15 protein-coding genes and 2 pseudogenes are annotated in these 19,517 nt (G+C 46.0%); 11 read left to right on the top strand and 6 right to left on the bottom strand.

Features of this window, described 5'->3' with window-relative positions; translation table 11 throughout:
* Window positions 1-425: 425 nt before the first annotated feature.
* The 7 genes and pseudogenes from BRO54_RS10085 (at window position 426) to BRO54_RS10055 (ending at window position 10,170) form a co-directional block, all read left to right on the top strand.
* Window positions 426-2,846 (top strand): MBL fold metallo-hydrolase, encoded by a 2,421-nt coding sequence (locus tag BRO54_RS10085; RefSeq protein WP_074043861.1) that lies wholly within the window; start codon window positions 426-428, stop codon window positions 2,844-2,846.
* Entirely contained in the window at window positions 2,828-4,285 is a 1,458-nt protein-coding gene (locus BRO54_RS10080) for an HAD family hydrolase (protein ID WP_074043860.1), read from the top strand. The genes BRO54_RS10085 and BRO54_RS10080 overlap by 19 nt, the downstream gene beginning before the upstream one ends.
* 20 nt (window positions 4,286-4,305) lie before the next feature.
* Complete coding sequence (locus BRO54_RS10075) at window positions 4,306-6,084, top strand: Hsp70 family protein (RefSeq protein ID WP_074043859.1); 1,779 nt, start codon at window positions 4,306-4,308, stop codon at window positions 6,082-6,084.
* Between the two features lie 28 nt (window positions 6,085-6,112).
* Window positions 6,113-7,804, top strand: a complete 1,692-nt coding sequence (locus BRO54_RS10070; protein WP_074043858.1) for a HEAT repeat domain-containing protein — start codon at window positions 6,113-6,115, stop codon at window positions 7,802-7,804.
* 78 nt (window positions 7,805-7,882) lie between these two features.
* Window positions 7,883-9,160, top strand: coding sequence for a hypothetical protein (locus BRO54_RS10065; protein ID WP_074043857.1), 1,278 nt, complete (start codon window positions 7,883-7,885; stop codon window positions 9,158-9,160).
* Window positions 9,161-9,364: 204 nt separating this feature from the next.
* A pseudogene (locus tag BRO54_RS10060) lies at window positions 9,365-9,586 on the top strand (IS4-like element ISGka3 family transposase); the annotation flags it as partial.
* Window positions 9,587-9,789: 203 nt separating this feature from the next.
* Window positions 9,790-10,170 (top strand): hypothetical protein, encoded by a 381-nt coding sequence (locus tag BRO54_RS10055; RefSeq protein ID WP_239691244.1) that lies wholly within the window; start codon window positions 9,790-9,792, stop codon window positions 10,168-10,170.
* 355 nt (window positions 10,171-10,525) lie between these two features.
* On the opposite strand, the gene BRO54_RS10050 is transcribed toward BRO54_RS10055, so the two are convergent.
* The 4 genes and pseudogenes from BRO54_RS10050 to BRO54_RS10035 form a co-directional block, all read right to left on the bottom strand.
* A complete protein-coding gene (locus BRO54_RS10050) occupies window positions 10,526-11,134 on the bottom strand; it encodes a DUF4411 family protein (protein WP_074043856.1) in 609 nt (202 codons plus the stop codon).
* 13 nt (window positions 11,135-11,147) lie between these two features.
* A complete protein-coding gene (locus BRO54_RS10045) occupies window positions 11,148-11,606 on the bottom strand; it encodes a MerR family transcriptional regulator (protein WP_013524778.1) in 459 nt (152 codons plus the stop codon).
* A gap of 143 nt (window positions 11,607-11,749) precedes the next feature.
* Window positions 11,750-12,674, bottom strand: a pseudogene (locus BRO54_RS10040) (RpnC/YadD family protein).
* Window positions 12,675-12,845: 171 nt separating this feature from the next.
* Window positions 12,846-13,343 carry a L,D-transpeptidase family protein gene (locus BRO54_RS10035; RefSeq protein WP_013524776.1) on the bottom strand — a complete coding sequence of 166 codons (498 nt, stop codon included), beginning with the start codon at window positions 13,341-13,343 and terminating at the stop codon, window positions 12,846-12,848.
* 241 nt (window positions 13,344-13,584) lie between these two features.
* Between BRO54_RS10035 and BRO54_RS10030 the strand changes: the two genes are divergently transcribed.
* Window positions 13,585-13,785, top strand: a complete 201-nt coding sequence (locus tag BRO54_RS10030; protein ID WP_011232749.1) for a hypothetical protein — start codon at window positions 13,585-13,587, stop codon at window positions 13,783-13,785.
* Between the two features lie 43 nt (window positions 13,786-13,828).
* Here BRO54_RS10030 and BRO54_RS10025 read toward each other — a convergent pair whose 3' ends face one another.
* Window positions 13,829-14,302, bottom strand: coding sequence for a hypothetical protein (locus BRO54_RS10025; RefSeq protein ID WP_011232748.1), 474 nt, complete (start codon window positions 14,300-14,302; stop codon window positions 13,829-13,831).
* Between the two features lie 294 nt (window positions 14,303-14,596).
* Here BRO54_RS10025 and BRO54_RS10020 point away from each other — a divergent pair, with 294 nt between their 5' ends.
* Both BRO54_RS10020 and BRO54_RS10015 read left to right on the top strand, forming a co-directional pair.
* A complete protein-coding gene (locus tag BRO54_RS10020) occupies window positions 14,597-15,529 on the top strand; it encodes a DMT family transporter (RefSeq protein WP_074043855.1) in 933 nt (310 codons plus the stop codon).
* 201 nt (window positions 15,530-15,730) lie between these two features.
* The gene (locus BRO54_RS10015) at window positions 15,731-16,624 is read left to right on the top strand and encodes an Rpn family recombination-promoting nuclease/putative transposase (RefSeq protein WP_074043854.1); all 894 of its coding nucleotides are present in this window, start codon (window positions 15,731-15,733) and stop codon (window positions 16,622-16,624) included.
* Between the two features lie 60 nt (window positions 16,625-16,684).
* Here the strand turns inward: BRO54_RS10015 and BRO54_RS10010 are convergent, their stop codons facing one another.
* Complete coding sequence (locus tag BRO54_RS10010; RefSeq protein WP_074043853.1) at window positions 16,685-17,698, bottom strand: substrate-binding domain-containing protein; 1,014 nt, start codon at window positions 17,696-17,698, stop codon at window positions 16,685-16,687.
* A gap of 492 nt (window positions 17,699-18,190) precedes the next feature.
* Between BRO54_RS10010 and BRO54_RS10000 the strand changes: the two genes are divergently transcribed.
* Window positions 18,191-19,516 (top strand): extracellular solute-binding protein, encoded by a 1,326-nt coding sequence (locus BRO54_RS10000; protein ID WP_074043851.1) that lies wholly within the window; start codon window positions 18,191-18,193, stop codon window positions 19,514-19,516.
* Window position 19,517 lies beyond the last annotated feature (1 nt).

The following is a 19,517-nucleotide window of genomic DNA, read 5'->3' as shown; positions in this document are numbered from 1 at the left end:
CCTTGATCAGCATTCGAGCTGGCAACCAAACAAACACAATTCCTTACGGCTCTAGTGCTGGAGCCCCTTTCGAAGATGCTAGGCATCGCCTCTCATCCCTTTTGTATCAAGGGTTGAGAGGCATTTTGTTTGCCTAGTCATTGTCGAACTCGGGTAGGACATGTTCTGAAAAAATCAAGCACAACTTCTGGTGAAGAGCTTGATCCTCTTCCGCCATAACTATGGAGGACTTTTGGTGCATTGGTCTGTTTGCGGTGGCGCGAATGAAAAACTCCTGAGAGTTCTTGGGTAGTTCCTCGTTAGTTTTTTTGTGTAAGTATGTAGAAAATTATATTTTATTCGACGTATTTTGACAAAAAAGTTAGGAATAATTTGCTAAAATATATTTTGACGACATAAAAATAACGGGACTAGGGGACGAAAGAATGGGCAGAAATGAGGAGCTTTTTCACAAAGCTGTTTTTCTAGAAAATCGGCACAGGTTCCAAGAGGCAGCTTTTTATTACGAGGAATTGGCTAAACAAAAAGATATTACGTTAGATATGCTCCATGCTTTGGTTCAATATTTCTATAAAATAGGGAACTATGAAAAAGTGTTGTCATTGGCCAAAGAAGCCCTAGAAAAAGGCGGAGATCTGGAAAAATTTGTTCCGATATTTGTAGAAGTATGGAGGAAAGCTGGAAGTAAGATTGAAGAGCTTTGGGGGGTATACGAACAATACGGAGTCTCCAAGCAACCGAAAGTTTGCCTTCCGATTCTGCAGCAATTATGGGCGCAAGGCGAAAACGTATATTTGGAAGCAGTGGAACTATGTGAAGTCACTGAGCGGCTTTTTGCAGAAAGTATCGCTTATCAAGGCATCTATATGGATGTTATCTTATTTCTCATAGTTTTGGAAATAGAAAAAGAGAATTTTCCACAGGCCCGTTTTCACCTGCGAAAATTGTTATTTTTGCAATCTGATTTATCGAATAAGGCTGATGAACTGTTCGTCTGTTCTGTCAAACTCGACTTGCTGGAAGAGTGGTGGAAGAATGAGAATTTAAAAAATTTGTCCCTTTGTCTTTGTGAAGAAAACTGGGATTTCTTCCTAATTGTGCAAAAAATGCATCAACGAAAGATCACGAAAGAGGAATGGCAACAGTTTTGTCAGAGAACATTTGTCGATCCATTTTTGGCTGAGAAGCAATTTCTCTATATGGTTTACGGAAAGTTGGCTATCGGTGAGGAGATCTCCTCACAGGAAATAGAGAAAGTGAAACAATTCCATACTCACTGGCTGGCGGCGAAAATCGTTGTGATGGTCGATGGATTGAAGGGGTATGATTTCCTGCATCATCACTTTATTCACTATGCGGACGTGGGAGAATCGGTGCGTATTTTCCACCGTTTAGAGAAAACGAGAGGAATTGGGAAAAAACATGATCTCGATCAAGTGACAATAACCGTACTAGGAGGAGGGGAAAAAATTGGCGGTTCATCTATACTCATATCCGTTAAGGGGCATCATATTTTATTAGATGCTGGGATTTATTTGGAAGGCGAAAATGTTATCCCTAATTACGCACTTTTAGACCAATTAAATATTAGTGGGCATGATATTGACGCGTTGATTATTACCCATGCTCATATAGATCATAGCGCGGCAGCTCCGTATTTGCACCGCAAATATCCGAACATGCCGATTTATGCTACAGAAGAGACGAAACAGTTAATGGAGGTGATTCTGGCCGACTTGTTTAAGCAGTATAGGGCAGAGGAAATCGGATTCGACGAGGCTGATTTGTACAAAACGCTTGAACATATCAAATGTGTCCGCCATTCGTTTTTCATTCCTTCCAAGGACGATGAATGGAAAGTGACTTTTTATTATGCGGGGCATATTTTGGGGGCCGTAGCGGTATTGTTGGAAATAAAGGGAGTTTCTATTTTTTATACCGGTGATTTTTCTATAACAGATCAAAAAACGGTAAAAGGGATGGTGTTACCTTCAAACTTACACGTAGATGTTTTAATTACAGAAAATACATATGGGTCGCTACCAATGAATGCCTGTATGAGCCGAAAAGAGCAAGAAGAGCAGTTAATAAAGCAAATAAAGAAAGTAATGGACCGAGGAGGGAATATACTCATTCCGGCTTTTGCGCTCGGGCGTGCTCAGGAGATTATACTGATTTTGCACGAGTATTTCCAAAGTAATCGTTTTTTTCCTTTTTTTGTTTATATTGATGGTTTAGTAGTTGAAGTTTCTCATATATATGATTCGTATTTATCTTTGGAAGGCAAACATGTTTCCTTACTTACTAAAGGGATTTGGGAAGCGAGGAGCTTTTACCGTCAAGGGTCATTAGAGGAGTTTATTGAGCGTGTGATGAGTCAGGGGAAAAATTGCATTATAGCCAGTTCGGGAATGCTAGCTGATGGCAGCGCCTCGTCCCGTTATGCAGAAAGGATCGTATCGGATAAAAAAAGTGCCATTGCGTTCTCCGGATACGTAGATGAAGAGAGTGCAGGGCATTCTTTATTAAATCATCAAGTAAACATGGTGAAACTGAACGGGCGTCTATATGCCGTTGAAGCGGAAATTTTATCGATACGATTAAGCGCTCATGCCAGTCGGGAGGAAGTCATAAAAAATGCTGTGTCGCTAAATCCGTCAGCAGTTTTCCTTGTTCACGGGGATCATGAACGGAAATATTCTGTTCCTCGTTCGCAGGGAGAGGTGTATCCAACGGTCTTTTCTTTGTTAAAAAACAATATGACGGTGCCTGTGATTGCAGCTAAAAATCATACGGTTTATACATTTTTGAGAGGGGAAGTATTTGAATGGCGTTACAATGGTTAGAACAGTTTGTAAAGTATCAAGGGCTTTCTAGAGAGTTTTGGAATTTTATTGACAGGGAAGGAATTAATCGAAAAGATTTAGACCAACAACTAGAGCAATATAAACTCGATACATTTTCAAGACGGGCTCAATTTTTATGGAAACTACAGTCCATAGTGGAAAAAGTCGTTTTCGAATATGTGAATGAACAAAACAATAGTGATGTGGCTGATTTGGTTGCTAAAGAATGGAATTTGCGGTCTTACCCAGAGATTGATAAGTTTATAGCCCGGGCGATGATAGATCGTTTGCCGATCCGCCATGACACCATGAAAAAAGCATTTCAAGCAATATGCAACGGCCATTTTCTGTCCTATGAGCTGTATGCACAAGGGAATCAGCAGTTGTTCGTGCAGCTGTTTGTCCGAACCACCCTGCTCCTTGTTGATCACCCAAGTGATGTAGTTCAACTAGGGGAAATAGTTTTGCCTTCACTGTTTCAAGGAATTGATACAAAAGGCGAGATAATGAAGGCACTCCATTCTTTACTGATGACGAGAAAAGACGGTCTTGCAGATTATAAGGCGATGCACCAGTATGGCCAACTGTTTTCTCCAGACGAACTTGTTTTCAATCAAGGAATGCTTCGTATTATCATTCCAATTTTAAAAGAAAAAAAGCAAGATGAAGTAGCGGTAAAATTTTTGCACAACATAGGTAAGAAAGTCAGTCACTTGATAGGGGAAGAAATGGATCTTATAGACATGGAACCAGAGAATAAAGAGGAACAGAGTGAAGAAATTTCGTTTGCCGAAGGTGCGCAGGAAACGTATGAGAAGAGTGATGTCCAAGGGAAAGAAGCCACTGTTGCCCTATCATCGGCTAAGCATGAAATGGTACAGCGTTTGATTATGGAGGTAGATGAGTTCTCCGCTCGGATTAAAGGCGGATTGGAGACGCTGGAACAGCAACTCGCTTATCCTATCGGAGAGGATTATGCACCGCATGAGGAATATGAGGAGGTGATTGCGCGGCTGAAAGAGGAAAATCAGCGTCTGTATATAGAAATGGAAAAAATAAGGAAGAAACAAGCAGAAAATGAATGGAGACGATTTAAACAGTTTGTGCAGGCTGTCGGCGGCAGTCAGCACCACTATTTGCTTTCTGAATTATATGAGGAAAGTCAGGGCAGATCGTTGGCGAATTTGGAAATGACAAAAGGGCGCTTAATGAACTTATTTAATGCGTTGAGTCTGTTCGGTGTCGAACCTACTACTTATGGATATAGCATTGGTCAAGAATTAACAGTAACAAGACAAGAATTGAGGGAACGGTTTATGATGCTTCAACCGATCGCTAGTTCTACCGATGAGGTGCGCGTAAAAATTGTTCGTTGCGGTTGGACGATATATGGCCAGGTCATTGTGCAACCTTTAGTAGAAGAAATGAAAGAAAGCTGATAGGAAGGTGTTGGTAGGAGATGGGAAAATTAGAGTGCTATGTCGGAATTGACTTAGGAACGACAAATACAACGGTTTCGATTGCGTATTTAAGCCCCACTGGCCAACTGCAGGCAGAAACGCTGGATATCGGCCAAGTGGATGAGTATGGAAACTATATTGAAGAAAAACTGCTGCCAAGCGTACTTTACATTGATGAAAACTCTATTCCTTATGTGGGGCGCTATGCGAAAAAAATGGCGCGGATGGAACCGCAATTCACCGCCAGTAAGGCCAAACGCTATATCGGGGAAGACAAGAAATATCGCTGGAAGATGGCAAATGGCCAGTATTTCACGCCGTCCGAGGTTTCTTCGTTTTATTTGAAGGCGGTTAAAAATGCAGTTGAAAAGCGGTTTCTAGGCCAGAAAATTGATGGGGCTGTCATTACTATTCCAGCCAACTTTAACTTCCAGCAACAAGGGGCGACGCGTGAAGCAGCCGTATTAGCGGGCTTTGACCGGAATAAAATCATTATGATTCCGGAACCAACGGCAGCGTTGATCGATTTCCTCAATCAAGAAAAAGGGGCATCCGATCAATACAGTGCTTTCGATTTAAATAGCGGCCCAAAAAACATTTTGGTGTTCGACCTTGGAGGGGGCACATGCGATGTGACTATTCATCGCGTGAGCCGCAATCACAATGGAGGGTTTGACATTACTGAGCTTTCCATCTCCCAGTATACCGAGCTTGGTGGGACCGACTTTGATGAGTTGATTATGAGAAAGCTCATGGATAAATGGTTGCATAAGATGATGACAGAAAAACATCTAACAAAACAGCAGTTTCAGGCATTGTCACAACATGTGCGTCTTCAGATTAGGGAGTCACTTCTAGCCATGGCGGAGGAAGCGAAAGTTCAAATTGCGAACAAGATCAATATGACATTACAGATGAATCTCAATGGAAAAAGTTATGTGGAATTGTCGGACGAACAGAAAAAGGAAATGGACTCATATAATTTTGTTCAACTCATGGCCAATGTCCCTGAAGACCTGCGGGTTAGCCTCCATATTACCAAAGCAGAGATTGATGAGGCCATTCGTCCGTTGCTGGATGCCCAATATGCTTATGAGGAAAAGAAATGCATCGAATATCCGATTCGCAATGCCATTAAGGAAGCACGTGTCCCGTTAACGATGGATGATATCGACTATGTATTTTTGGTAGGGGGAATGACTTACTACCCAACAGTACAAGAGCGCATTTATCAATTGTTTGGACGCCGCGTTGTTCCACTTATGCCTGTTAACTCTATGTATGCTGTATCGAGAGGGGCGGCGATCTACCATTATAATCGCAATCGGATTCGTCTCTCCAATATCGATGAAATAGGAAAGACAGGAATCACGATGCCGCAAAACATTTACATTGACGTTTTTGAAGGGGAACCTGTCACCTTGATCAAGAAATATACGGAAGTTCCATTTCAAAAAACTTTTGCGAATGGTTTTTATGTGACAGGTGGGGAACATAGCGATTACGTTACGGAAATGGAGCTCGAGCTGTTTACCGCTGATGATCCAAAAGCGATGGAACGGAAGTTTTTACAAAATGCTGTATTAGAATTTTCTAAACCGGTTAGAGTAGGCGCACCGCTAACGATTCATCTTGATGTCGATCAAGATCGGAATGTTACTGTCAGCGCATGGCTTACAGAAGACGAAACGCAAAAAATTCATGTTAACTTTGGCATTCCTGAATATGACGATGATAAGAAACAACAAATCCGCAATCTCCAGGATCATTTGAGATGATTGATAAAAAAGGAAGGGAAGGGACACAATGTTCAATATTTTGGAAGTATTGCAGGAGAAAAATCGGAAAAGAGCACAAGAGTTAGAACGTTTGGCGGAAGAGGTGACATCGCTACGACAGCCTAAATATGACGAGCAACAGATTGAAGAAATACTGACAAAGCAAGCACAGCAACTTAGTGAAGGCGAAGACATAGATTTATTTTCTGATATCAGCGGCCCTGAGGTCGTGGGGGAAGAGAGAAAAAAAAGGGTGACAAGCAACCGTGGGGGAGTCATGTATATCGATTTGAGCTTTTCTTCTCTTCCATCCAAGTTGCAACCTTTATTAAAAGAAATAGAAATAATCGCTAAAAGCGATGATGAGCGTGTTGTTCAAAAAGCCATGAAACAGATTGAACAGGCGGGAGTGGACGCAGTCGGATTGATTTTCCGCGAAGTCCGCATGTTTTATCGTAAGCCTGCCAAGAGGGCTTTACTGGCGGAATTGCTCAGTCGCCTTACATTATTAAACTTGAAAGGGAGAATTATGATTAAAGGAGTGCTGGAGCACGCGACGAACCGTCAACATTTAGAATTAGCCATCCGCACGGCGGGGCTCATTCAGGAACGGGAAGTCATTCCTCTCATTTTAAAGCTTGCCGAGGACCCTGAACTGTTCCCTTACTGCTTTGAGGCATTGCTGGAAATGAGGGATTCTTCTATCATTCAGCCGTTAATTCAGCTTATTCAGCGCGTTGATCCTGCTCGAACGGAGACAATTGAAAAATCGATTCAAATTGCAAGGCGGTTCTCTCTTCTGAAACCTGCTGTCATTTACGATTTGTTTGAGGCGCTAATTGCCTGTAATTTGCGGCAAATTCGCCCTATTTATACGACGGGCATTCGTTCGTTTAAACATGAAGCTATCCCGATTTTGATGGAGATTATCAGGAAGGAAACAGATCCATATCGAATTCGTCGTGCATGCCAATTATTAGGAGGAATTCGCAAACCGATCGTTGCCCAAAAATTGAACGAGGCATTGGGTCAGTTTCCTGAAAAGAAAGCAGCGATTATTGAAGGGATTGCCCATACTCGCGATCAAAGTTTCGCCCCCCTTCTACTCGCTCATTTACAAGGGGACAAAAACAAAAAAATCAAAGAGGCCTGTTTAAAGGCATTGGCTTCTTGTGGAACAAAAGATCAAATCCCGCAAATCCGTCCATATGTAAAGGACGATTCCATTCGCGCAGAGGCGCTGTATGCGTTAGTCAGTTTAGGAGACCGACAGGCGATGGATGAGTTTTTGCATTTTTTAGTCCGCGGCAGTGCACAGGAACAACATGCTTTCAGCGGGCTCGTAAGTTTATTAAATGAAAAATATCATCTTTATATGGCGGAAAAAATGGTCAATATGGAAGACCGTGAAGCTCTAATGGTCTTAGCAGCGTTGCAAAAACCGAATCGCCTCACGCCTAAAATCGGAGTTTATTTGCAGAAAAAACTTGATCAGCAGCCGAGCGCTCCTGTCCGCTTGGAAATTTACCGGCTGATTATCAAATTCGCTAATAGTACGAGCAATAAATTGTTGCCTCTCTCAGTCGTGTACGAGGCAAAAAATCGTGAAACAGACATTGCGGTAAAAAGGGAAATTGAGCAGCTGCTTGATCGATTGCCGAAGCGTTTTGGCGGTGTGGGTACAAGCGAACATCATATGGAAACAGACGATATTTTTTAAACATGCGGGGAATAGTTCGGTTCCCTGCCTCTTTATTGAAATAATTGCATCCATCATCCATAAAAGGGGGAAGGATCGATGGCAAAAAGCAAGACGGGAAAGACGTTGCGGAGATTAAAATATATAGAAGTAGAAGGGGTGGATAAGGTATATTTAGATGCTTGCCTGCTCGCTCACTTCAATCTCGGACAGTTATGTGAGGCGCTTGAGGATGAAAAGACGTTATTGGCCAAAACAAATTTAACGATATGGAAATTAAAAAAAGGGGAAGTGACAAAACAGGAATTAATCCGTAAAGTCAGCCCACATATTAACAGTAATTACCGACTATATAACTTTTTTGCCAATATAAACAGTGAAATGTTGCGATTATCAGAGGAACGATTTGAAAACTTTTCTTCCTTATCTCTAGAGGAAAAAGCGGATTACTTAGACGGCCTCGTTCAAAAAGGGGAGATGAGCTACAGCATATATATTACTTGGCTTCGTTTTCACGAGCTGTTGCACCACCGTATTCCCAAAGTTTTAGAGGAGTATGGGGAAAAGTTTGAGGAGGAAACAGGTATTAAACTCCCTCCTTCTTTTGAGATTAAACGAGAGGCAAAGGAGGGCGAACAGATGAAAGAGGGGTTATACGGAGAACTAACGAATATCATCCAGACATTAATGGACATTCGCGATCGGGTGAAACAAGAAAGTTTTAGAGATCAGTATGAGGAGAAGAAGAGGGAAGTAGAAATGTTACAGGAGCAGTTAAAAAGAATGGAAACCCAGCTTGGTTCGAAAGAGAAGCAACTGGCTAAACAAATGAAAGAAACATCAACACTCTTAAAAAAATTAGAGGAGGAAAAGCAAAAAGTTAAACAGAAACAGAAAGAAGCAGGGCAGCTTGGACAAGAAATCGGAAAACTAAGGTTACAAGTTGAAGAATTAGAAAGGGAAAATCAATTATTAAAGCGGGAAGTCGAAAGTAAAAACAAGAAAATGGAGGTTATAACCAAAGAAATAGAAGAACGGTCAGAAAATCGTTGGAAGCTGGAAAAGGTAAAACTACAACAAACATATGAAGAGCGCATTGTTCAGTTGGAAGAGACGGTGCGACAACTAGAGGTTCAATTAGAAACATCACTTCGCGATTTCGAACGGGAGCGCATCGCCTACCAAGATGAATCTACCGCTTTACGGCAACAGGTGGAACTATATGAACAAATGATAAATAACCTTCAAAGCCAACAACAGTCTTGCAACAATGAAAAAAGTATCCTTGTTGATTCAGAAGGTGAACAGACTCAAAATGATGAGTGGTTTGATCGCTTTTTCGGAGATTTGCCTGTTAATAAACCAGAGGAAGTGTAAAATATTGTGCTTACGCCGCTTGAATCCCGCTGGTCCTTTGATCATTATATAGATGCAATTTAAAGCTTTTAACCTTCGTAGTTTTTACAGAGCGATTGGATTGACTGTCAGGAGACTGGAACAATGCCGCTTCCAGGTGGTTGTTCGGTCTTCCATTACACCAAGGTTTGTGATCAAGGGGCTGACCCCATAGCCATCAAGCTAAGAAAACAGAAAAAGGAATTGAGCGAATATAAGGCGATGAGTATGACCAAGGAATTCGGCATGGATTTCTTTCAAGCCTTATGGTGTTCGGAGGAGCTGGCTGTCCAACTCCTCTTAAAACTGTGTGAGATCATCGCTCAACACGGAACAAAATCAAGGCGTTATACAAAAAAGAGTGCTGTAGACATTATGGAGAGTTTGGGAATCGTGCCGATGTCGTGAGAAAATCCCGCCTCATACCATGAAAAAAACCTTCTATGGGGAAGGTGTATTTGGCATGTCTATCTTTTATATCTCTTATGGTCACAGCTGTCAAAGATGAAGAGTGAAGCCTTGGAGCCACTCGCTCCAAGGCTTCACTTGATGGCAATGCGCGGGGGTAGGGGAGATGGAAAAAGACACTTTTTATCATTGGGGGAGAGGGCATGAACCAACAGCTATTTGCGGAGGAAATGTGGAAGTCGTTGCTGGATAAGCTTTACGAAGGAAAAATGGTATCGACGTTCAAAGGGAAGGAAGCGTTTCGCGTCGTTTCGTTTTCCGATGAGGGGATTATCGTGCGCTTGAGTTCGAAGGAAAAGGAAGTGTTTCTAAGCAAGAAGGCGATGTTCAACGTGATTGAGAAGCTCATCGCCCATAAAGATGGCGTGCGGCAAAAAATGGTGGATCCGGAATCTCGCCTAAAGTTAGGGTTGTTTTTGCTTCACCCGTGGACGGAGAAAGTGGAACGTCATGAGGGTGGAAAGCGCCGTTCGTATTTGTTGTTAACGGGTGAAGCTCGCCAGCAATTGGCAAGTGGCCAGTAGCGGGATGACGTGTGGGATGCGTGTTCGCTTTTACGGCAAATGAAAGGGGCTGTTTCGCTCTTGTTTGCTTTGGGCGCTGAGATCAGTTACGGGGGAAAAGAGCCGCACGGTGGCGGTTCTTTGGCGCTATGGGGACGGCGGCTGATCGTTGTCCATTTCCTTCGCGAGGTCGGCGACTTCGGCGACGGTCAGCCCGATTCGCTTTGTTGTTTCCGGCATCAGGAACATCATTCTGGGAGGAAGTGATAACAAGGAATGCTTGTTTCGTTTTGATCGGCTCTGCGGTTTGCCATTGGCGACCGGCAAAATAGAGAAATGACTTTGTTATGCTTTTAGGAAGACGATGCGGTCTAAATCATCTGTTGATTAAGTCATTCAGTTCTTGGAGCATGCCCGTGAATATTGGGTCATGATGAATGGTGTCATATATGCTTGGGGAAATGGTGATATAATCATTTGATAAAAGATTAAGCAGTCTATGTTCGTGTCGAGGAAACAGAAGAGGATAAAGCGCAAAATCTTTTATATTGGCTGTGACGAGAATGCAGTCGTATTGCCAAGCGGTTAGCAGGATACGGGCATCAGACACGCTGCCGTATTCCATGTCTCTCATGGCATTGATTTTCCTCTGGTATTCAGAGCGAATATAAGCCGCCATTTTTCTTACTTGGTGTTCCATATCGGGAGTTGTCCAATCGGGAATCGTTATCGTTATATTTTCCAACAATTCCGAGATCCGTTGCCTTTCCTTTTCGCCAAGTGTGTAGGATTGCAATTCAAGCTCTCGGATGACTTCTTTAGGGATATAGAGCACAGCCTCTTCATGGCGAACTTCCTGCAAAACATCTTTCCAAAAACGCTTGGCGGCTTTTTTGTGGTTCATGTGGGCAGATGGGCTTGACTTGTATCGGAATACGTTTGTATCCAGCAAATATGCTTTTGTTTCCGTGCCGTTTCCGCTCATGAAGAACTTTCTCCTATTCTCCAAACTCTTTTTCCATTTTTTCCGCGATACGAATCGACTGGCTTTTCAGCTGTTCTCTCATTTGGAGAAATGAAGGCCAGTTTGGGTGGTGAAAAAACTGTGCGGCCGGGATGATCCATTTTCCACTGTCTCCAAGCCGTTGGTAAGCCTCGATTTTTCCTTCTGCGCAATAACGGCGCACCATTTGCGGCGTGACATCAAGCAGAAGAGCCACATCGCGGACATGGAGATCATCTGGAATTGTTTGTTCCGCCATTTCGGTAAGAATATGCCGTACGCTCTGTTTTTCCTGGTCGCTTAGGTTGGAATAGATTTCTTTTTTTCGCTTCTCAAGTTCAAGCGACTGTTGGACCAATTCTACATAACGTCGAACGTTGTCGCTTAGCACAGTTTCGTGAAGAGGTGGGGGGGCTGTCTTTCGGGTTTCTGTTTTGCGGGACAAAGTGCTCATTTTTCTTTCCCTCCTTGATGTTTATATCCATTATACTATTTTGGCTGGAGAAACAAAAGAAAAAAAGGAAACAAAAGAAATTGAGATCTTGCCAAGCAGCAAAGGGAAGATGAAAAGAGCCGCACGGTTGCGGCTCTTTGGCGCTATTGGATCGGCGGCTGATGGTTGTCCATTTCCTTCGCGAGATCGGCGACTTCGGCGACGGTCAGGCCGGTTCGTTTGGCGATCTCGTGAATGGGAAGAACATCAAGCAAATTTTTGGCGATTTCGATGGCCTTCCGTTTTTCCGTTTGCTTGATCGCCTGTTCTTTTTCCTGCATCACTTTCTTCAACATTTCTTCTCTTTCTTGTTCAAGTTCTTCGACTAACAGGCGAAACACTTTGTTCATTTTGATCCACTCCTTTACTTTTTCGGCGTATGACCGGTCGATGAATTTGTCTGTGGCGGTCAGAACGCCGGCGATGATGTGCAGCTGTTTCGGTTCGTCGCCGATCGTTTTGGCCAGTTCGATCGTTTTTTCGATCATCGTTTGTCGGTCAAAGCGGGTGTGCATGAGCGGCACGAGGATGAGTTTCATCGTTTCTTCCGGAGTAAGCGGTTCGCCGTTGTGGACTTTTTCTTCAATGGCATGGAAAATCGCATCGCCGTTGAATTCGCCAAGCAGCACCGCTTTGGATGAAAGGAAACACATCGCCGGCGTCAAGTTGTTCGCGGGCGCTCGTGACATCGCTTGTGTAGATCACAACGATGCGAATCGGGCGTATTCGTTTTTCCTGTTGATAGTATGTGTGAAGGATGCGGCAGGCATAATCAAGATACTTTAAATGGTTGTCGAGAAATCGTTCATTGCTTTCGTACTCCAGAAGCAAAATGGAATCGTCTTCGAGAAGAAACACAGTGTCGGCGCGCCGTTCATCCGCCCGTACAGACGGAAATTCGGTTGGAAGCAGTGCTTTGATCCGCGGGAGTCCGTGAAGTCCGTACACATCGAAGGCTTGGTTTTGGTACAATGCGCTCAGCGACTTGAACAAAATGTCTTTGGCGTGATGCGAGATCCCGCCTGGCATCGTCTCAACTCCATTCGCTTTTTACCTCAATTATACTACTTGCCCGACCGATTGTCAGCTGCCATCGTGAGCGGAAACACGGTGTTCGTTCGGTGGGAGTGAATGACATCTTCTTGAAAGATCAAACGGGTTGCGACCCGGAACAGATGGATGAATGACGCTGTTTTGCCCTCACGGCCGGATAAACACTTCTGTTCCGTTCGGAACGATGGAGGCGAGTTCGAGCACGTCTTTGTTATGCATGCGGATGCAGCCTTTGGATACGTATTTGCCGATCGAGGACGGGTCGTTTGTGCCGTGGATGCCGTAATGGAGTTTGGATAAACTGAGCCACATCGCGCCGAACGGCCCGCCTGGGTTCGGCTGGCGGTTGACGATGACAAAGTCGCCGACGGGTGTGGCGGTGACCATTTTGCCGACGCCGATCGGATACGTGCGGATCGTTCGTCCCCGGTGTTTTAACGTCAGCTGGCGGCGGCTGATCGAGATGTGGATCGTGTAGGGAATCGATCCTTTCGGCGGAAGGTGGGGGATGACGATCTCCTGCCCGGGAAAGATGACGGACGCGGCGGTCAACCCATTGGCGCGAAGGAGCGCCTCAACAGATGTGCGGTAGTCGCGGGCGATGGAGGCGATCGTTTCCCCACGTTTGACGATATGTTTGTACATGGCATTTCGCTCCTTTTTTCGCTGGATGGAGAAAACAGCTCCGATTGATGATACATTAGTGTATGAGAAGATTCGAATAAGGTTGCTCAAATAGGAAGAGAGTCTCATGCGCATGGCATGTGAATACGGTGCGGCCGCCAGTCGCATGAACGCGCTGTGCGTTAGTCTATACTTGACAGGGAGCGTTGCCTAACGGGTGTTTCTTGTCAAAACGTGTAGGGGAAAAAGGAGGATGGCGCGAATGAGAACGTTTGTCCTAAAACCGGAAGGACAGAAGGTTGATTATGAGCTGTATGCCGAGCTCTCCCCTGTCCCGCTTGAGATCATTGACGGCGATCTCTTTTTTACGAAAGAGGAGCGGGAAAACTTGCTTAAGCTGTTGATATACAATGTCGGCATTAATCGGACGCTTGAGATCATCGAGGAATGGAAGGAGCGGTGAAAGCGGCGCCCGGTCGATATCGGGGCCGCATAGATGTTGGGGGTTACGGGCGGTAAGGGAACAAAATGTTCTTTTCCCCTTTTTCTTTGGCGACGAAGACGTCTTGATGGATTTCGAACACGCCAAAAGCGCTATGGAACGTCTGAATGACGCGGACGCGATACACATCGTGAAGCGGTTTGTTCTCATCAGACATCGACCACGACGACAGTTTTTCCACCTCATCGATGCGGTAGTCGAACGTCTCGACGCCGAAGTCTTGCATAAAGACGTGGGCGCGGCGCTGGATGTAGACGTCTTTTGGGAATTTCTTTTTCATAAGCGGGTGAAACAGCTCCCAAGAGCTGCCAAAATCCCCTGCCTGCTCGTAGCGGTAAAACGTGTCCACGATTTCCTTTGCCTCGTTCCGTTCGTTCGAAAGAAACAGAGACAAGATCGCCACCAACACGGCGACGGCAGTGAGAACCGCCACCCCAGTCCTGGCTCGGATCGTCTTTTGGCGGTAGCGTGGGAACATGGGGTCTCCTCTCCTCTCTGTTATACCATATGCACGATGGGCGGCGGATATGGGCAGGGAAGGGGAGGAAGCGCCGTGGCATGTGTCACAGGATAGACATACGGCCGCATTTTTTAGTCAAAAAATTCATCAGAGTGTAGTAAAATGGATGGCAGGGGTTGTTGGAAATGATGCACTAGCGTGAGAAACGGTGGTTTGTCCTATTTGGAGGCGGATGGAAAGGCGGAGCGTTTAGGGCTCCGTTTTTCCTTTGCCGTTCCGCTGAAAACAGAGATGCAGGAGAGGTAGAGAGCGATGCGGAAATCATTTATTTATGCGCTGTTGGTCGCCATTATGGTTGCTTGGGGCTTGAACGTGACGGCGTTGAAAATTCTTGTGGAGCATTTTTCGCCCGTCGCGTTGACGGCGCTGCGCATTCTAACGGCCGGGTTGGTCGTGCTTTTGTTTTTATGGGGGATCGGCAAGCTTCAAAAAGTCAGTTGGAATGAGGCGAAACAGATTGGCTTGGCCGCATTGTTCAGCGTGGTGGCCCATCACTTCTTTTTAGCTTTGGGGCTCGCGAGGACAACGGCGGTGAACGCGGGCCTTGTTTTAGGGATGGTGCCGCTTGTGACGGCGCTGTTGGCGATCGTGTTTTTGGGGCAGCGGCCGACGTTGTTTCGTTTGTTTGGCATCGCGCTCGGGTTTTTTGGCGTCGTGTTTGTCGTCGCGAACGGCGACGGCGGCCTCGGCCATTTGTCAATCGGGGATGTGTACATCTTTTTGGCCGTCTTGGCGCAAGGGATCAGCTTCATTATGATCAAAAAGGCGACGGTCGAGGCGCGGGTGATGACAGGGTGGATGCTCGTCTTCGGGTCGCTTTGGCTGTTTGTCTTAAGCCTCGTGCTCGAGCCGAGCGGCCTATCGAGTTTGAAAGAGGGCACGCTTCCGCTTTGGATGATTTTCCTTGCTTCGGCGGTCGTGGCCACAGCGCTCGGTCATATGTTTTACAACCAAGCTGTGCAGCACCTCGGGCCCGCCGAGTCAGCGGTGTTCATTAATTTGAATCCGCTCTTTTCGTTGCTTGGGGCGCACTGGCTGCTTGGTGAGCCGATTTCATGGATGCAGCTGGCTGGTTTTCTCTTCATCGTCGCGGGCGTGATGTTCGGCAGCGGGGGGATGGATGACGTGATCGCCCGCTTCCGCCGGGCGAAAGTTGCGGCTGAGGGAAGGAAGGTGGGGATGTAGTAGCCTTGGAATCCCCCACTTCTAGGCCTTGCGTGCAAGTGGCGAAACATTCATATCCAGGAATGGAGGGGGCTTCACATTGCGGTCGGCGTCTTGGCTGTCTCTTCTCGAAAAGGGACAGCCATTTTTGTGCCATCGGCAGGATTTTGCTTGATGATGTCGAAAAAGAAAATACGAAACCTATTCGTGTGAGGTGAATGTATGGGGATCGATCACGACCGGTTGTTCAAGGAGTTGTTGCAGACGTTTTTTGAGGAGTTTGTGCTTCTCTTTTTCCCGGATATGCACGAGCATATCGATTTCAACCATTTGTCGTTTTTGTCCGAAGAGCTGTTTACGGACGTAACGGCTGGGGAGAAGTATCGGGTAGACTTGCTGGTGGAAACGAAGTTCAAAGGGGAAGACGGATGGATCATTGTTCATGTGGAAAACCAAGCGTACATCCAATCGTCTTTTCCAGAGCGAATGTTTCTTTATTTCAGCCGCTTGTTTGAAAAATACCGCACTCCGGTCATTCCGATTGCCGTCTTCAGCTACGATGTCATCCGCGATGAACCATCCTCATTTACGCTCTCTTTTCCGTTTGGTAATGTGCTTGACTTTCGCTTTTTCCATGTGGAGTTGCGCAAGCAAAACTGGCGTCAGTTTCTCCGCATCGATAATCCGGTGGCGGCTGCGTTGCTTAGCAAAATGGGTTATACTGAAAATGAACGAGTGGAACTGAAAAAGCAATTTTTGCGCATGTTGGTGCGTCTCGAGCTAGACGAGGCAAGACAGCGTTTGTTGATGGGCTTTTTTGAAACGTATGTGAAGCTGTCCGATGAAGAAGAACAACAGCTTCGAAGCGAGGTGGAACAAATGGAGACGAAAGAAAAAGAACGCGTGCTGGAATTGATCATTTCGTACGAGCAAAAGGGAAAAATTCAAGGCCGAAAGGAAGGACGGGAGGAAGGGCGCAAAGAGGGAGCGGAACAAGAAAAACGGCACATTGCGAAACGGATGTTGATGAAAGGTTTTGATGCGCAAACGATTCACGAACTGACCGGATTGTCTGTGACGGAGATTGAGGAAATGAAACAAAGCGGCTTCAAGTGAATGGAAATGAATCGCCACACGCCGCTCATAAAACAGGCGAGGCAAAAGGCCAGCCCCGCCCTAGCGCTTCTGTTTCGCTGCGGTTGATTCCCGTTTGATCAGTTTCGTAGACAATAGCACTTCCTGAAATGGTTCGTTCGGGTTGTCCCACCGCCATCGCAACAATTCCACCGCTCGTTTGCCGTAGCGCTTCAGGTCGATGTCGACGGTCGTGATTTTCGGCGTCGCGATTTGCGACAGCTGCCCGTTGTCAAAGCTGCAGACGGAAACGTCATCGGGCACTTTTAGCCCGTACTGCTGCAGGCCGGTGCTGACGAAAAAGCCAAGCCCGTCATTGACGCAAAACCAGGCGGTCGGCTGCCGCTTCAGCTCGCGGATGTAGCCTGCGATGACCGTTTCGTCTTCTTGCGCGTGGCAGAACATCCACTCCTCGTTCGGTTTCACTCCATAGTCTTTCAGCGCCAATAAGTACCCTTCATACCGCTCTTGATAGCTCGGCGAATAGTTGACGTCGCCGACAAACGCGATGTCAGTATGGTTGAGCTCCAACAAATGCTGGACGGCCACATACGCCCCGAACCGATTGTTTGTCAGCACCGCATCGGCTGGAATGTTCGGATGGTGATGGTCGACCAGGACGGTCGGGATGCCGGTGGCGACGATTTGTTGGATGTACTCGGTGCTGATGTGGGAAAGGACGATCACGCCGTCGACTTGTTTTTCCTCGATGAACGAAGGCAAAAGAAGCCGTTCTTTTTGTTCTTTGTTCACCGATTGGATGTGCAGCTTCATGCCGTGTGACAGCGCTTCCTGTTCAATGCTTAAGTAGATTTCGCCAAAAAATTTCAGCGAAAACGTGCGGTCGGAGGCGATGAGGGCGATTTGCTTCGGCGGTTTGCCGCGCGACTTCGCGCGGGAGGCGGGATATTCATACCCCATTTCTTTGGCCGTGCGCTTTACAAGCTCCCTCGTTTCTTCGCTCACCCCTTCTTTGCCGCGCAGCGCTTGCGAGACCGAGTTTTTGGAAATGTTCAGTCGATCGGCGATGTCTTGCATGGTGACGCGTTTTTTCATTCGTTACCTCCACTTGTTCGCTATTTTTGCCTTTCGGTGATTTGAGGCGTCGACAAGGACGGCCGTTGCGATTTTTCGCTTTCCATCATTCAAGTATACATCGAAATCTTGAAGGTTGGCTCCGCTTTCGCAGCGTTTGCTTGCTTTCTCTAGTTCAAGTATATCCCTTGTGAAAACGAAAGACATTCAATACCTCGGAACAAATATATACGGAATGATATTGTAACGTTACAATTGTTATTTGTCAAGTTGATGGATTGCGTCTAAACTCACGGTTTTTTCTTGTCTTTTCCGCAAAAAGAAGTTGACTATTTCGTTGAATCATGAAATAATGTCATTGTAATGTTATAAAATACCGTTACAAACATTCATTTTCAGTTGACAAGTTTGTCTGTCTCTATGATTTGTCATGGGGAGGAGAGGCGTTGTCTGAAGCGACTGTTTATGTAAGCGTTTTTACATCTGCTCATCAATACAAGGGGGGAATGGACGATGAAAAAGCGCAAGTGGTTCAAACTGGCTTCGTTGTTGCTTGCCGCTGCGGTGGCGGGAACAGGCTGTCAAGGACAGACCGGGAATGAACAAGGGCAGAAGAAGGAAGGATCGACCGTACAAATTGATTTTTGGGCGGCGCCGAATCCGACGCAGCAGGCATTCTGGAAGAAGATGGCGGATCGCTATATGGAAGAGCATCAAAACGTGAAAATCAAAGTATCGCCGATGCCGGAAAGCCCTTCTTCGGAGGCGGGCATTCAGTCGGCGATTGCCGCGGGAAATGCGCCGGTCATTTCCGAAAACATCTCCCGCGGGTTTGCCGCACAGCTGGCGGACAGCCGGGCGATTGTGCCGCTGGATCAATTTGAAGGGTTTGATGATTTAATCGGCAAACGGCAAATGAAAAGCACGATTTCAACATGGAAGTTTGCCGACGGCCATCAATATGTGTTGCCGATTTACTCAAACGCCATGCTGTTCGGTTGGCGAATCGATATTCTGAAAGAGTTGGGGTATAACGCTCCGCCGAAGACGTACAGCGAAGTCATGGAAGTCGGCAAAAAGCTGAAAGAAAAATATCCGAACAAGTTTCTATGGGCGAGAGCCGACTTGGTCAAACCGACGTGGTGGGCGAGATGGTTTGACTTCTTCATGATTTACAATGCGGCGTCGAATGGGACGCATTTCATCGATGGGAACAAGTTGAGTGCGGATCGTGACGCGGGTGTGAAGACGCTCCAGTTCTTCGCTGATTTAAGCAAAAATCAGCTCGTGTTGACGAAAGAGACGAAAGATCCGTTTGAAAGCGGTACATCCGTGATGTCCGATTTAGGGCCGTGGACGTTTCCGTATTGGGCTGAGAAGTTTCCGGAAATGAAGTTTAACGAGAAATACGTGTTGTCGATGCCGCCTGTGCCTGATGGCATGAACCCGTCGCAGGCGAAAACGTTCGCCGATACAAAAGGGCTGGTCATTTACGCTTCGGCGACGAAAGAACAGCAACAAGCCGCGTTCGACTTCGTCAAATGGGTGTATTCCGATCCGCAAAACGATTTGGAATGGCTGAAAGAAACGAACTTGCCGCCGGCGCGGGACGACTTGTCGACGAACGAGGCGTTTGTCTCCTATTTTGCACAAAATCCGCAGCTGAAACCGTATGCGGAAAACATTCCGAACGCCATACCGCCTATGGATAACGCCAAAATGGTTGAGCTTCAAGAGCTGATCGGCAAAGAGGCGTTGAATCCGGTCGTCAAAGGCGAGAAAACCCCAGAAAAAGCGTGGGAGGACATGGAAAAGGCGATCAATGGGGTGTTAAAATAAC

The sequence above is a fragment of the Geobacillus proteiniphilus genome (assembly GCF_001908025.1).
Lineage (GTDB): Bacteria > Bacillota > Bacilli > Bacillales > Anoxybacillaceae > Geobacillus > Geobacillus proteiniphilus.
This window is presented reverse-complemented; position numbering and strand designations above follow the sequence as displayed.